The organism is Centipeda flueggei ATCC 43531 (assembly GCF_000160695.1).
GTDB lineage: Bacteria > Bacillota > Negativicutes > Selenomonadales > Selenomonadaceae > Centipeda > Centipeda flueggei.
The window spans coordinates 488,721-504,191 of sequence record NZ_GG694006.1 but is presented as its reverse complement, the minus strand read 5'-3'; the positions used below and the strand labels follow the sequence as shown (position 1 = coordinate 504,191).

Below are 15,471 nucleotides of genomic sequence, written 5' to 3'. Positions count from 1 at the left end.
TGATCCTATGAAAAAAATTGCCTTCTACGGCAAGGGCGGCATCGGCAAGTCCACGACAGCCGCAAATGTATCCGCCGCGTTCTCCCGCATGGGACGGCGCGTCTGCCAGATCGGCTGTGATCCGAAGAATGATTCGACGCGCCTTCTGCTCGGTCGTATTGCACCCTCCACGATCCTCGATCTGGAGCGGGAGAAAAAGGGAGCGGCGCTGACGCTCGCAGATCTCGTGCATGAGGGATTCAGCGGCATTCGCTGCATTGAGGCCGGTGGGCCGGATCCCGGCGTCGGCTGCGCGGGGCGCGGGATTATCGTGGCGCTCGAGCGCCTCAAGGCACTGCATGCGTTTGATGACCTCGATGTCGTTCTCTATGATGTCCTCGGCGATGTGGTCTGCGGCGGCTTTGCCGTGCCCATCCGTGAGGGTTATGCCTCAGAGATATACATTGTTTCCTCGGGTGAGCTCATGTCGCTCTATGCGGCGAACAATATAGCAAAGGGCGTGCGCCGTTTTGCCGAGCGCGGTGCGGTGAAGCTCGGCGGCATCATCGGCAACGGCAGGGATGTCCTGCGCGAGCGAGAGCTGCTCGAGGCATTTGCTGCGCGTATCGGCACGCAGCTCATTACCTACATTCCGCGGTCGCGCGCTGTGCATGAGGCAGAGATTCATCGGCAGACGCTCATCGCCTATGCGCCGGATTCGGAGCAGGCGCAGCACTATACGGCACTCGCGCAGGCGATCGATACGAATGAGATGCTGACCGTTCCGACGCCGATGGAGTTCGAGGAGCTTGAGGACATGGTGGAGCGCTATGGGGATTGAGGTCAAGCGGGTCGGCGTCCGCCGGACGAACTGCAGCTGCAGCATGCCGGGTGTCTGGCGCGCGCTGTCCTTCGTGCGGGGGGCACTCGTTGTCTTTCACAGCCCGCGTCCGTGCGCGCATATTGCGCACGGCATGGATGTGAGCAGCTTTCACCGGCTGACGGCAGCGGGGACCTCCGTACGTCTCTCTCCCGTGCCGCTCCTGACGAGCGGCCTTGGCGAGAGCGAGGCGATTTTCGGCGGCGAGGACCGACTGCGGGAGTGCATTCGCTTTGCCGCAGAGAAGTATCACCCGCAGGCCGTATTCATCGCAAACTCCTGCGTCAGCGGCGTGATCGGTGATGATACGAAGGCGATCGCGGAGGAGATGGAGACGGAGCTCGGGATTCCCGTTATGGCGGTGTCTGCGCATGGCTTCCTCGATGGGGAGTACTATGCGGGGTATCTCGATGCTGCGCGTGCGCTCGTGGACCGCTTCATGCACCCCGCAGAGCGAAAGCCGGGAACCGTTGCCCTCCTCGGTGACTGCGGGGGAATGCACGGAGAATATGCGAAGGAGCTGCGGCGGCTGCTTGCCCTGCTCGATCTCAAGGTGACGGCGCAGTTCCCGTCGTATCTCGCGCTCGATGAGATGCAGGCGGTGCCGGAGGCGGAGCTCATCATTCTCCTCGGACGCCGGATGGATGACGAGAAGCAGGGGCAGCTGGCGGAGCTTGCAGAGCATATGCATGAGCGTTTCGGCACACCGTATCTCGCCGATGTCTATGCCGTCGGCGCGGAGGAGACAAAGATCTGGCTGCGCCGTGTCGGCGCGCTCTGTCACCGAGAGGAGGCGGCAGAGCGTGCCATCGCATCAGAGGAGGCATCCTTTTCCGCAGTTGTCGAGAAGGCGCGCGCTGATCTCGCGGGGCGCAGATGCGGGCTTGCGATTGGCCGCGACCTTACATGGTTTCAGCCGGAAATCATCCTGCGCCTGCTGAACAAGGCCGGCGTTGCGCTGTCCGGAATCGTGCTGCTGGACTGTTTTATGCCCGCACGGCGTGAAGTGATGGAGGAGGCACTGCGGTGTCTGACCGATGTCCCCATCTATTACGAGGGGGATGCGGCAGCGGATGAGATGCTGCATGCGGCAAACTTCGTCCTCACAACACATGAACTCGTTGATGCGAAGCTGCGCCAGCTTTTCCTCGCACTGCTGCCGTCGGTCGGATGGTCGATGGAGCGTCGTCTGCTGGACGATATGCGGCAGATACTGCACCGGCATGAGAGCAGAGGAAGGCTGATCTATGGGTGAGCGGGAGAAATCCTTCGACGATGTCTGTATGTGCACGGATACCTGTGCGCTTGCAGGCGCATCGGCCTTTTTTGCAGGGCTGCGGGATGCTGTCATTGTCGTCAACGGACCTCTCTGGTGCTATTTCTTTGCGATGCGGCATATTGAGCACAGCCAAAGCACGATCTCACACCGTATGATCTGCACGCAGCTGGATAATGATGCGATTGTATTCGGCGCAGAGGAGTATCTGAGTGAGGCACTCGCACCCTATGCGGCGGAGCCGCCTCCGCTGCTCGCGATCATCAGCAGCTGTGCAGCGGGTCTCATCGGTGACGATATTGAGGCGATTGCGCGCGGGGCAGGGCTCTCCTGTCCGGTCGCCGTGCTGGACAGCAGCGGTCTCTCAGGGAGTTTTGCCGATGGTTGGGATAAGGCCGCGTGTGCCGTGCTTTCGGCATTTCTGCCTGAGCAGCGTGCGGGGCAGGCGAATGCCGTCAATCTCATCGGCATGACGAGTGCCTACTACAACGGGGAGAACGACGCGCACGAACTCATGCGGTTCCTTGCACTGGCGGGATACCGTGTGAATGCCGTTCTGGGATGTGATATGTCCGCTGCAGATCTGAGCGGTCTGACGCAGGCATCGCTGAATATTGTAGTGCATGACGAACTCGGGGGCGGTGCCGCCCGTCTGCTTGCGGAGATCTGCGGCATGCCCTGCATTGCACCTCTGCCTCCCTACGGCCGCGCGGGAACGCGGAAGTGGCTTGCAGAGATCGGACGTGTGCTGCCCGCCCCCCGTGCCGATGCTGCGGAAGAGGAGATCACGCGCGTTACACGCGAGGACTTCCTGCGCATCAACGAGTGCAAAAGCCTTTGGGGAGAACTCCGCTATGAGACGGCACTCATCCGCGCCCCCCGCTCCACGGCTTGGGGGATCGCGCAGGCACTGCGTACGGAGTGGGCAGATGTCTGTCATCTCGCCGTTGCGGCGGACGCTGAGGGCGTGCCGACAGCAGCTCCGATTGCAGATGAGATCCTCGGTGAGACGGATGTCGTGCGCATCCGGGAGCTCCTCAACGGGTTGGATGGGGGGCTTCTGATCGGCAGCAGCAACGAGTCCGCACACATCAACCCGCGCACGGCGGCGTATTTTCCCGCAGCCTATCCCGTGCAGGATGCCCTGCACCTTTCGGATGCTCCATTTATGGGACTGCGCGGAGCGCGCCACATCGAGGAGACACTATGGAATGGACATATTCTACAGAAAAAATTTAATCTCATAGAATAAATAGCAAACAATATTTATGCTATAATTCATATGAAATTGATGGAAGGGAAGATCGCTGTTGTTTCAAAAAAGGTTGATGGCTGCTCTCCTATGTGTATTGAGCGTGCTGCTCACGGCATGCAGTGAGCCGAACAATACGGCGGAGAAAAACGCCGCATACACAGTTACGGATGCAGAGGGGACAGCCGTTGATTTTCCTGCGCCGCCGCAGCACATCCTGACACTTTCGATGAGTACGGACGAAGTGATGCTCGGCCTGGTTGAACCAGAGCGCATGGCGGCGGTGAACCAGCTGCTCGATGATCCTGTGAGCTCGAATGTGACGAAACTCGTAAAAGCCGTTCCAAATCGTATTGGAAATCCGACAGTGGAGGAGATCATGGCACTGCAGCCGGATCTCGTCGTTGTACCGGATTGGGGGGACCTCTCCATTGTGCCGTCTCTGCGCGAGGCGGGACTGAAAGTGGTCGTCTGCAAGGGGGCCAAGAATCTCGCGGAAATCCGTGAGACGATCACGCTGCTCGCAGCAGCGGCGGGGGTTCCGGAGCGTGGTGCACGCCTGCAGATCATGATGAACGACAAGCTCACTGCAATTGCGGAGAAGGTGGATCGGATTCCGCAGGAAGATCGTAAGCGCGTGGTGCTCATCTCAATCATGAAGGGGTACGGCGGGCTCGGGAGCAGCTTTGATGAGGCGTGTCACTATGCGGGGGTCATCAATGGACGTGCAGAGCTGGGAATTCGGGATTTTAACATCATGACGAAGGAACAGCTCGTGCAGATCAATCCGGATATCCTCTTTTTGCCGACTTACAACGACAACGGAAAGTACGATGTCGATGCGTTTCGCAAAGAGTATCTGGATGATCCGTCGCTGCAGACGATGAAGGCAATCCGCAATAAGGCGTTTGCGGAGCCCTTCGAGGGATACATTTACAACTGTTCGCAGGACTTCGTCTTTGGCGTGCAGGAGATTGCATACCGTGTCTACGGTGACGCATTTCAGCAGTCCACAGATGAGCACCTCTCGGCAGTGGACTGAACAGCGAGGGAACGATGTTGGAGGAAATCATTCGCGTCGAAAACCTTTATGCCGGGTATCGCGGCAAGGTGATTCTCGACGATGTATCCTTCTCTGTGAGGGCAGGGGAGATCATCGGACTGATTGGACCAAACGGCGCTGGGAAAAGCACCCTGCTGAAGACCATGCGCGGCATTCTGCCGCCGCTCGCAGGGGATGTGACACTGATGGGACTGCCGATCGGTCTGCTCTCACCGCGTGACTTTGCACGACGGGCGGCATATCTTCGGCAGGGCGGAGAAATTACTTTCGACTATACGGCGCAGGATGTCGTACTGGCGGGGCGTTATCCCTACCTCTCGTGGTGGCAGCAGGAAAAGGAGGAAGATCGTGCCATCGCAGCAGCGTGCATGGCGTATACGGGCGTTGCAGCACTTGCTGATCAGCCGCTCCATGCGATGTCGGGCGGGCAGCGTCAGCGCGTCCTGCTCGCAAAGGTGCTTGCCCAGCAGACGCCCGTGCTCTTTCTCGATGAGCCGGCGACGGGACTCGATGTGATCTATCAGGAGGAGATCTTCCGCTTTTGCCGTGAACTGTGCAGGGCAGGAAAGACGGTGCTTCTCGTTGCGCACGAGCTGAGTCTCGCGGCGCGGTTTTGTTCGCGCCTGCTCCTCATCGGAGGCGGTGAACTTCTCGCGGACGGTGCGCCGCGTGATGTGCTGACAGATGCCCTCCTGACACGAGCGTACAGGGCTCCCGTGCGGGTTGCCGAGAACCCGCTGACGCATCATACGGAGGTTTATACAGAGGCGGGCGGAAGCAGTGCGGAGAAAACGGCACTGCTTCAGATCATCCTCGGTACTTCAGCAGAGGGGGAGGTGCCAGAGTGAAGAACGGTATGGTCTTTGTCGTACTTTTGGCGGCACTTCTTGCCGTCATTATTCTGTCACTGTGTTCAGGACAGTATGACATCAGCGTGGAATGTGTCGTCGCGTTTTTCGCTCATGCTGTTGGGCTTCCAGTTCTTCCGCACGTCATCCTCACACCGGAGCAGGAGGCAGTGCTTCTGCACATCCGTTTGCCGCGCACCATCGTCGGACTCTTAGTCGGTGCGGGGCTTGGCATCTCGGGTGCAGTGCTTCAGGGGATCTTCAGCAATCCGCTCGCCGATCCCGGCATCATTGGCGTATCGAGCGGTGCATCAGTCGGTGCCGTGCTTGCCATCGGCATCGGGATCAGCGCATCGAGTGTGCTGCTGCTCCCAGCCTTTGCCTTTGTCGGAGCAATGCTCGCGGTGGGGCTGACGGTATCACTCTCCATGCGCCACGGGCGGATTCCCGTTATGACGCTGCTTCTCTCGGGCGTCGTGGTGGGGATGTTCCTTGCCGCGTGTACGGCGGCCATTCTCACGGTTGTCAATGAGCAGAAGATGCAGCAGTATCTCTTCTGGACGATTGGCGGGCTCGACTATCGCCGCTGGGATCACGTCCTCTTGGGCATTGCGCCCATTGGAATTGGTGCATCGGTGATGCTGCTTCTTGCGCGGCATCTGAACCTCCTTGCATTCGGTGATGTGGAGGCGCTTACGGCGGGGATGTCCGTGACGCCGTTTCGCCTGCTGTTTCTCGTGCTTGCGGCACTCACTACAGCAACGGGGGTCTGTATCAGCGGCAATATCGGCTTTGTCGGACTCGTTGTGCCGCATATGATGCGTCTCATTGTCGGACCCGATCATCGGCGTCTGCTTCCTGCGAGCCTTCTCGCGGGGGCAGTGTTTCTTGTGCTTTGTGACTCTGTCGGGCGAATTCTCATCACGGGGATGGAGATTCGCGTCGGCATCATGACGGCGTTTATCGGCACACCGTATTTCTTGTATCTGCTGCGGCATCGTGTGAAACTGGAGGGGTGAAATGGATACGGTAATGGAGGAAAAGAGGGGAACATATACGGCACTCAGCCTGTCCCTGGCACTGCATGTGATTCTCCTATTGGCAGCGGGAGCATTGGGGCTGTTCTCGATTGCTGCACCGCAGGATGCAGGGACACCGGTGGAGGTCACACTCTATGATGCAGGGCCTGCCGCGGCGGATGCGGGCGATGCTGCGCCCGCTGCGGCGGTGAGTGCGGTGAGCGATGTTGTGATCGCGGACAAGACCCTGCCGCCCGAGACGACACAGGAGACAGCGGCACAGACGAATCCCACGGCAGCGCTGCGGACGGATGGAACGGCGGCAAGCGGCAGCAGCGCACCGACAGGCAATTCAAACGGTAAAGGCGATGCTGCAGGAACAACGAATGGGAGCGCGGCGGGCACTGCGGGCGGCGGAGAGACGAATGGAACGTCTGCACCGCCCGCCCCGCCGGCCGAGCGTGTGGCGGCAAGCCTGCGGGCAGAGGCAAAACCCGAGTACCCCCCTGAGCTTATCGAAGATGATATCGAAGGCTCGGTCAGTGTCAAGATACTCGTTGCTGCCGACGGTTCGGTCGAGTCTGTCCAGCTCACATCCTCCTCGGGGTATACGGCGATGGATCGAGCGGCGATTGCGGCGGGGTACCGATTCCAGTTTAATCCGGGCGACAACGGACGCAGAGGCGTTTTTCCGTGGACTTTTCATTTCCGGCTGACTTGATGAGGAGATGGAAATATTCGTATTGGTGACTGTCCTGGTAAAAGGAGGATGGCGATGCAGATATGGAACAAGAGAATGCTGGTGACGGCAGTACTGTTCTCCGCACAGGCGGGGCAGGTCTATGCGGCGGATGTGGTGACTCCTGCTGCTGAGGATGTTACGATGCACAGTGCCGGCGAGACTGTGGTGACGGCGACGCGGACAGAAAAACGTGATGTTGATGTTCCTGCTGCGACGGTGACGATCACGGCCGACGATATCGAACGGAGCGGGGCGGTAACGGCATCTGATGTCCTGGCTAAGGTCAATGGGTTTGCGTATACATCCTTTGGCCCGAATGGCGCGGCCATGGGAAGTATGACCAATGAGCTGAACATGCGCGGTCTCAAGGGCGGTGTTCTCGTTCTTATGAACGGCAATCCGATTGCATGGCGCGGCAAGTACAACCTGGATCAGATCCCCACGGGCAGCATTGAGCGCGTCGAGGTGGTCAAGGGGAGCGGTTCTGTGCTCTATGGCAGTGATGCAGTGAGCGGCGTCGTCAACATCATCACGAAGAAAACCCTGCCCAATGAGGTGCATGCGGGCTTCGGCAACTACGGTCAGCGCAGCTATGGCATCTCTGTCGGTGATGAACGTTTTGGATTTTACTATAATGCAGACAAATGGGGGCGCAGAGATGGAGTTACTGATACGGACTATGCCGTTCCCAATTTTCACGGGACAGCGCGTACGGATATCAGCGACATCATCAAGCGCAATACGGGGCTGACCTATCACATCAGCCCGCGCATGGACTTTCAGTTCGGCTGTTATGAGACGGAGGGGACATATGCCCGTACCGTTACCTTTGTCGATACAGGCCACTCAAATCCCTATGGGCTTCATGCAGGTACACCGATCAATCGGCGCAAGTATGAGACAAAACAGTACATTACCCAGCTGAATTATCACGATCGTGCGTGGAAAGCGAATCTTTTCTTCAATACAGGGACGCTGGATTATGCGGGGGTCGTTCAGTTTCGAGACAATCCATTTATCCATACGCCGAATGCGCCCTATCATACGCGCGAAAAGAATACGATGTATGGACTCGATGTGCAGCGCACATGGAAGCCGCATGCAAAAGCATCCGCTGTCGTCGGCATGGATCTTGCTCACGAGATCTATGCGGCACTGCCAACAAATGCTTCGGCATTTTCCGCACGATATGCACGCAGTAACTGGGCCCTTTTCGGACAGTGGGAGCAGCGTTTTGATGCGCGCAACACAGGGATCTTCGGACTGCGTGAAACATGGACGACGGGAGCAGCGCGCAATCAGAATTACCACAACCTCAGTGCATCTGCACAATGGCTGCACAAGATCGGCGCACGCAGCAGTGCCTATCTGAATATCACGCAGTCATTCGTCATGCCTACGTTTTCGCAGATGTATGCGGACAATGGGCGGCAGCATGCTGCCCCTGACCTGCATCCGCAGAAGGGTGTCAACTATGAGATTGGCTGGAAGAAAAAGCAGGGTACGCACAGCTGGAAGACGGCCATTTTCTATATGCGCGTACGGGACAATATCTCTGCACGCCTGCTCCCATCGAACAGGTACCAGTATACCAACGAAGAGTTTCGTAATGTTGGGCTGGAGGTCTCGGATGATATTCACGGCACGCATGGACTTTCCTATCGCTGGGGTGTGACACTGCAGGATCCGCAGATCAATAACTCCAAGAAACATCTCGGTTGGGAGCGCAGCCTTGGACGCATTCAGCTCACGGGCGGGATTTCCTATCAGCGTGGGAAATGGACATCCGATCTTTCTGCCTCCTATTTGGCGGGACGCGTGCAGCTGCCGTCTGCAAAACCTGCCTACAGGACGAAGCCATATCTGCTCACGACTTGGAATACGAGCTATGCACCCGACGAGCGCAGCGAGATCAGTCTTCGCATCGACAATGTACTGGATCGGTTCGACAGCACTTCGCATGCAGGAGCGGAATACCATACGGCACCCATCAACTATCTCCTGAGCTGCCGTTATCGGTTCTGATCATGCTTGAATTGACGAACCTGTCCAATGCGGACTGCGATGTGCAACATATTCTTCACGGAGATACAGATGCCCTTCCTGCCATGATAGAGGAACTGGATCTTGACGGCATTGAGTTTATGCTCTGTGCGCCGTGGAACCGCGCGATGTTCCCGTCTGAGCTCATCTGGGGGGTTCACCTCATGTTCTGGCCTGCCTGGCTGGATTTTTGGCGCGGTGACCGTGCTGCACTCATGGCGGAGTTCGGCAGTGAGGAGAATATTCGTGACTATTACGGTACGTTGCATGTCGCCGATTGGATCGAAGGATGGAAGGCAAATCTGCGTCAGGCAGCAGCCTGTCAGCCTCAGTACGTTGTTTTTCACGTTGCCCATAACCGGACCTCGGAGATGTATACACGGCAGTTTTCCGCCTCGGATGAGGATGTGATTTCAGCTGCAATTGCACTGGTCAACCAGTTTGTTGCGGAGATGCCGACAGACTGCACCCTGCTTTTTGAAAATCTCTGGTGGCCGGGGCTGACCTTTTGCCGACCCCAGCTTGCCGTACGGCTGATCGAGCAGGTGGATTACCCGCATACGGGATTTATGCTGGATGTTGGGCACCTGATGAATACGGATCCCAACCTGCGGGATGAGGCGGATGGTGCGGCATACGTGCAGAAACGCTGTCGTAATTTAGGGGAATTGGGGCGGCGAATCTATGGCATCCACCTGCATCAGTCCCTTTCGGGGACATATACGCGAGAGATGATGCGCAGTCATGCGGGAGAGCACCGCTCACTGCGTTGGGAGGAGGCGATGGCGTACGTGCTTCACGTAGATCGGCATGAGCCGTTTCGTACGGATGCGGTGCGCCGCATCGTGGAGACGCTGCAGCCGCAGTGGCTCGTACATGAGTTCCTGCATCGTTCGCGTGAAACGTTTATGCAGAATGTGCGTGTTCAGCGCAGAGCATTGGGATACTGTTGAAATGACCGGTGCTTCCATGCGCTATAGGAGGAATTTTTCAATGAAAAAACATCTTTGCATGCCTGTGACAGCCGCACTGACCTTGGGTATGATGTCTCTAGGCGGGGCACATGCGTTCGCTTCAGATACAGGCGAACCTGCGGATGAGCATTCACTGGGAGAGACCGTCGTCACCGCGACGCGGACACCGCTGAGCGTGCGTCAGGCACCGGCGAACGTTGCGGTCATTACGGCACAGGAGATCGAGCAGAACCACTATCGGAGTGCCTCAGAAGCCCTCGAACACGTCAACGGCGTTGTTGTTGATCGTGCAAGCGGGGAGGAGTATGTGCGCCTAAACGGTGATGATCGTGTTGTCGTCATGGTAGACGGTGTGCGTCTGAACAACGATCAGGGCGTTGTGAACGGACGTGCCGGTGTCGACCTTCGTATGATCCCATCGGTGAAGGATATCAAGCGCATTGAGGTTGTCAAGGGCGGCGGCTCGGCGCTCTATGGCTCAGATGCCGTCGGCGGGGTCGTCAACATCATCACGAAGCGTGCCGTGAAGAACGAGACAGAGCTGGACCTGCGTACAGGGTCGTGGGGCTCGCACAGCTATGAACTTTCACATATGGGAACCGCAGAGAAGCTCAGCTGGCAGCTCACAGCGGGGCTTGACCGCAGCAGCTACATGAGGTATAAGGGGACGGATGGAAAGACGCATCGGATGCCAAGCAGCGACTATGCGAACAACAGCCTTTCTCTGCGCCTTGATCATCGGATCGATCCGCGTCAATCGCTAACACTCTCGGTACTGCACCGGACGATTGATGCAAATTCCTATTATAATTTTCTTCCTTCGTCGCATCATGATGCAATTTATAATACGGTATCTGCCTCCTATAATTTCAAGGAGGGGACGGGAACGCCGGGGTATCTGCGCTGCTATGGCAATTTTAAGTCCGTGGACTTCAGCGGGAAATACGATACACGCGTGCAGGGAGGCGAGTATCAGAACAGCTGGAAGCTGGGCAAGGATCACACGCTTGCAGCAGGACTGGAGTGGCGTACGAGTCATTCGACAAATGTTGCCAATGGCGGGTATAGCAATAAGAAGATCACGAATAAGGCGGTCTATGTGCAGGATACGATCCGTCTCGGGGATAAGTGGGTACTCGTACCGGGCGTACGTCTCGACCATCACAGCAGATTCGGCTCACACAGTTCACCCAAAGTTGCTGTGAACTACAATGCGGATGAGAAGACGCGCGTCTACGCCTCATGGGGACGTGTCTACAAGGCTCCGACGGCAGATGATTTGTTTTATAACAATATTGGGTGGAGTATGTATGGCAATCCAGACCTTCGTCCGGAGAGCGGGCATACGGAGTCGCTTGGCATATCCCACAACTTCGATGCGCGTACTTCTCTTAGTGTGGACTTCTTCCAGTCGAAGCTAAGTGATGCGATTCATTGGTACTATGATTCCCTGACTCTTACAAGTCATGTCGCTAATATTGCGCATGAGAAGAAGCGCGGCATGGAGATTCTCTTTAAGAAGAGGGTCAATGCGAACTGGAGTTACGATCTCGGTTATTCTTATACAGGAATTGAAGCCCGAGGCAGCAATGATGCTGCATCACGCTATCTTAACAACAACAATCAGCCGAATGGCGGGCGCATCGGCGTGCACTACAACAATAGCCGCTGGCACGTGAATGTCCTCGGCACGATGGCAAGTGGCCTGTCCAAGCAGTACTATGGGCGCAGCCGCTATGCAGCATTTGAGTTAAACGCGGGGTATGACTTCGCAGATGGTGGGACGATCTATGCGCGTCTACGCAATGCAACGAATCAGGCATACTCCTCCTACAGCGGGACTCGTTATCCTCAGCCGGCACGCTATGCCGAAATCGGCGTGCGCTATCAGTTCTGACAGCATACGATTGGTGAAAATTCCCTCGGGCAAAAAATGTCCGAGGGAATTTTTATATGTGTACGCATTAGGGCTTGCATATATGGAGGGGTATGGTACAATAAAACTAATATGGGGCGTAATGCTTTTGGGAGGGAATGCAATGTTGGACAAGAATAGTGCCGCTGCCGGTGATACACAGGATTTTGCAGGGAAGATTCAGGGGATTATTGCGGGGCATGAGAAGAATGAGCTGTTCTCAAAGCTGCATGACAGCGAACCATACGCCGCAGAGCTGAATGCACTGATCGACTGTGTGAACGAGGAGCTTGAGTATCAGCGCTTTCGTCTGCGTACGGTCAACGAGGCAATCAAATCCGGTATGTGGTACATGAAGATCAATCCAGATTTCAGCATTGCCTATGCAATCTGGTCGGATGAGTTCCGCCGTATGATCGGCTTCCGTGACGCGTCGGACTTCCCAAACACAATCGAGTCGTGGAGCTCGCGTCTGCATCCGGACGATGTGGATGGAACGTTTTCCTCCTTCAACGCCTGCATTCGGGATCTCACGGGCCATACGCAGTACAATGCAGACTATCGTCTCAAAGTTCATGACGGCAGCTATCGTTGGTACCATGCGTCCGGCAATGTTGTACGCGACAAGAGCGGGCATCCGGAGGAGATCATCGGTGTCTTTGTCGATATCGACGAGGAAAAGCGGAAATCGGAGGTGCTGGATCAGACCGCACAAAAGAAGGAAAAGTTCTACGGCGAGCTTGAGACGATGCTCAGCAGCCTGTATGCGTCGATTGATACGATCACGGAGAGCGTGAGCCGGACGATGGAGCGCACGATGGAGATCTCAAACGTACAGGAGGAGATCACGAAGGCTGCAGAGGATACGCGCGGACAGACGGAGAACACGCTCAAGATGTCCGAGCTCGTTATGACGATCTCAAAACAGACGAACCTTCTCTCACTGAATGCCTCTATCGAGGCGGCACGCGCGGGCGAGGCAGGGCGCGGCTTCTCCGTTGTGGCGGAGGAGGTCAGAAAACTTGCCGACAGCAGCCGCGATGCCGCAAGCAAGATCTTCGAGGCACTCGAATCCATGGAGAAGGCCGCAAGTCATATCGCCGAGCGCATTAAGTCCATCAACGGACTGATTGAGAATCAGGCGGCGAACATGAAGGAGATCAGTGCCTCGGTTGAGGAGGCAAAGGCTATGTCGGACAACATCGAGGCATTGTCCAAGAAGCTGTAACCATATATCCATGGGTCAATATTGACTTGTAAACGACCCCAGTCCCCCATAAGCAGCATCTTTCGTGTGCTTATGGGGGAAATTTAGTTTATCTATTCAAATAAAAAGGGGATGAGAAGATGGCAAGTGACATCATGCTTCGTACCTATCAGCCGGGAGATCCAAGCAAGGTCTGTTATTTTCAATATGAGCTCTATAAGCGTCAGTATGGCTTTAACGGATTTTATGAACAGGAGATGCTGCGCGGGATGGCGGAGCTCTACGATGACGTGGAGGGCAGTCAGATGTGGATTGCCGAACTGGATGGGAAGATGGTCGGTGATATCGCAGTCATCAAAAAGGGAGCGAATCGGGCACAGCTGCGTTGGCTCGGCGTAGATATGGATGTGCAGGGACATGGGCTTGGAAATCGTCTGCTGGCGGAGGCGATTTCTTTTTGCCGCGGAAAAGGCTACCGCCAGCTCTTTCTGGGGACACTCGATCTCTTAAAGCCTGCACGCCATCTTTATGATAAATTTGGATTTCATCGAACGAAGAGTGAACCTTACAATGAATGGGACAAAAACAGAGAAATGTGCCGTGAGATTTGGGAATGTGAATTAACGTAATACAACAGCTGTAAAGAGCGTGAATTTATTGACAGCGCAGGGGGATTGAAATATAATATTTAAGGAATCACTGATAAAATGAAGGTCGTCAGATTGGCGCAGGTTTTTCGTCCGAACGCGGTGGAAAAACGGAGGCAGAATGGTGCTCTGTGGAGGATATTTCGCCGACGTGCGGGCAAACAAGATGCGTCAAGATGATGGCGCTGAATTGATCAATGCTTCCTTAAGACGGCTGTTTATGCCGTCGTACTATTGACGGAATGGATGAGTTTATGAATTTCGATATGAATCTCGTGGTTAATTCGTTCCCGCTCCTGCTTGTCGGTGCTGGAGTGACGATTCAGATCACGGTGCTCTCGACAGCGATCGGTTTTGTGATCGGTCTGATCGTGGGCGTGGCGCGCATCTCGCATCTGCGCCCGCTGCGGATGCTGGCGGAGGTCTATGTGGAGTTCTTCCGCGGCACGCCGCTGCTCGTGCAGATTTTCCTCTTTTACTTTGCCCTTCCTGTGATCACGGGGCAGCGCATCGATCCGTTCATCGCAGCGATCTCCGCCTGCGGCATCAACTCCGGCGCGTACGTGGCGGAGATTTTTCGTGCGGGGATACAGTCGGTCGATGAGGGGCAGATGGAGGCTGGGCGCTCACTTGGTATGACGTGGCTGCAGACCATGCGCTACATCATTGTGCCGCAGGCGTTCAAGCGCGTCATTCCGCCGCTCGGCAACGAGTTTATTGCGATGCTGAAGGATTCGTCCCTTGTCTCCGTCATCGGCTTTGAGGAGCTGACGCGGCGCGGGCAGCTCATTATCGCGAAGACTTACGGGTCGTTTGAAATCTGGATGAGCGTCGCCGTGATCTACCTCGTGATGACGCTGACGATCTCGCGCTTTGTCGCGTATCTGGAACGGAGGTGCCGCGTCCATGATTGAGATTAAAGAACTGCGTAAGTCGTTCGGCGCGGATGAGGTGCTGAAGGGCATTGATCTCTCCATTGCGGAGAAGGAGGTCGTTGTCATCATTGGTCCGTCCGGCTCCGGCAAGAGCACGCTTTTACGCTGCATGAATCATCTCGAGGAGCCGACGGCGGGCGAGGTCACCATCGACGGCATCACACTTTCGGGCGAGGCAAACATCAATAAAGTGCGTGAAGAGGTCGGCATGGTGTTCCAGCGGTTCAACCTGTTCCCGCACATGACGGTGCTCGACAACATCATGCTCGCCCCGATGAAGGTAAAGCATATCGCACGCGCCGATGCTGAGAAAACGGCGCGTGAGCTGCTGGCACGCGTGGGGCTGGCGGAGAAGGCGGATGCCTATCCCGACAATCTCTCGGGCGGTCAGCAGCAGCGTGTTGCCATCGCGCGTGCTCTCGCGATGCACCCGAAGGTGATGCTCTTCGATGAGCCGACGTCGGCACTCGATCCCGAGATGGTCGGCGAGGTGCTCGATGTCATGCGTGCCCTCGCTAACGAGGGCATGACGATGGTTATTGTGACACATGAGATGGGCTTTGCCCGTGAGGTAGGCGACCGCCTGCTCTTCGTGGACGAGGGACGCATCATTGAGTCGGGGGCACCGCGCGAGGTGTTCGAGCATCCGCAGGAGGAGCGTACGCGCAGCTTCCTGTCAAAGGTGCTCTAG

14 protein-coding genes are annotated in these 15,471 nt (G+C 56.5%); all 14 read left to right on the top strand.

The window, feature by feature from the left end:
* Positions 1–7 precede the first annotated feature (7 nt).
* On the top strand, positions 8–820 hold the full coding sequence (locus HMPREF0908_RS02435; RefSeq protein WP_006689841.1) for a nucleotide-binding protein: 813 nt from the start codon (positions 8–10) through the stop codon (positions 818–820).
* Positions 810–2,114: a nitrogenase component 1 gene (locus HMPREF0908_RS02430; protein WP_006689840.1), complete on the top strand. Its 1,305-nt coding sequence runs from the start codon at positions 810–812 to the stop codon at positions 2,112–2,114. The genes HMPREF0908_RS02435 and HMPREF0908_RS02430 overlap by 11 nt, the downstream gene beginning before the upstream one ends.
* Complete coding sequence (locus tag HMPREF0908_RS02425) at positions 2,107–3,387, top strand: nitrogenase component 1 (protein ID WP_006689839.1); 1,281 nt, start codon at positions 2,107–2,109, stop codon at positions 3,385–3,387. The genes HMPREF0908_RS02430 and HMPREF0908_RS02425 overlap by 8 nt, the downstream gene beginning before the upstream one ends.
* Before the next feature lie 76 nt (positions 3,388–3,463).
* The gene (locus tag HMPREF0908_RS02420) at positions 3,464–4,429 is read left to right on the top strand and encodes an ABC transporter substrate-binding protein (protein ID WP_006689838.1); all 966 of its coding nucleotides are present in this window, start codon (positions 3,464–3,466) and stop codon (positions 4,427–4,429) included.
* A gap of 14 nt (positions 4,430–4,443) precedes the next feature.
* Positions 4,444–5,298: an ABC transporter ATP-binding protein gene (locus HMPREF0908_RS02415; protein WP_006689837.1), complete on the top strand. Its 855-nt coding sequence runs from the start codon at positions 4,444–4,446 to the stop codon at positions 5,296–5,298.
* A gap of 8 nt (positions 5,299–5,306) precedes the next feature.
* A complete protein-coding gene (locus tag HMPREF0908_RS02410) occupies positions 5,307–6,317 on the top strand; it encodes a FecCD family ABC transporter permease (protein ID WP_040572495.1) in 1,011 nt (336 codons plus the stop codon).
* Between the two features lies 1 nt (position 6,318).
* Complete coding sequence (locus HMPREF0908_RS02405) at positions 6,319–7,038, top strand: energy transducer TonB (protein ID WP_006689835.1); 720 nt, start codon at positions 6,319–6,321, stop codon at positions 7,036–7,038.
* 48 nt (positions 7,039–7,086) lie between these two features.
* Complete coding sequence (locus HMPREF0908_RS02400) at positions 7,087–9,084, top strand: TonB-dependent receptor plug domain-containing protein (RefSeq protein ID WP_006689834.1); 1,998 nt, start codon at positions 7,087–7,089, stop codon at positions 9,082–9,084.
* Positions 9,085–9,086: 2 nt separating this feature from the next.
* On the top strand, positions 9,087–10,055 hold the full coding sequence (locus HMPREF0908_RS02395; protein WP_006689833.1) for a TIM barrel protein: 969 nt from the start codon (positions 9,087–9,089) through the stop codon (positions 10,053–10,055).
* Between the two features lie 40 nt (positions 10,056–10,095).
* A complete protein-coding gene (locus HMPREF0908_RS02390) occupies positions 10,096–11,973 on the top strand; it encodes a TonB-dependent receptor plug domain-containing protein (RefSeq protein WP_006689832.1) in 1,878 nt (625 codons plus the stop codon).
* A gap of 142 nt (positions 11,974–12,115) precedes the next feature.
* Entirely contained in the window at positions 12,116–13,219 is a 1,104-nt protein-coding gene (locus HMPREF0908_RS02385; protein ID WP_040572348.1) for a methyl-accepting chemotaxis protein, read from the top strand.
* Between the two features lie 119 nt (positions 13,220–13,338).
* Complete coding sequence (locus HMPREF0908_RS02380; RefSeq protein WP_006689830.1) at positions 13,339–13,827, top strand: GNAT family N-acetyltransferase; 489 nt, start codon at positions 13,339–13,341, stop codon at positions 13,825–13,827.
* Positions 13,828–14,099: 272 nt separating this feature from the next.
* Entirely contained in the window at positions 14,100–14,759 is a 660-nt protein-coding gene (locus tag HMPREF0908_RS02375) for an amino acid ABC transporter permease (RefSeq protein WP_198145302.1), read from the top strand.
* On the top strand, positions 14,752–15,471 hold the full coding sequence (locus HMPREF0908_RS02370; protein WP_006689828.1) for an amino acid ABC transporter ATP-binding protein: 720 nt from the start codon (positions 14,752–14,754) through the stop codon (positions 15,469–15,471). The genes HMPREF0908_RS02375 and HMPREF0908_RS02370 overlap by 8 nt, the downstream gene beginning before the upstream one ends.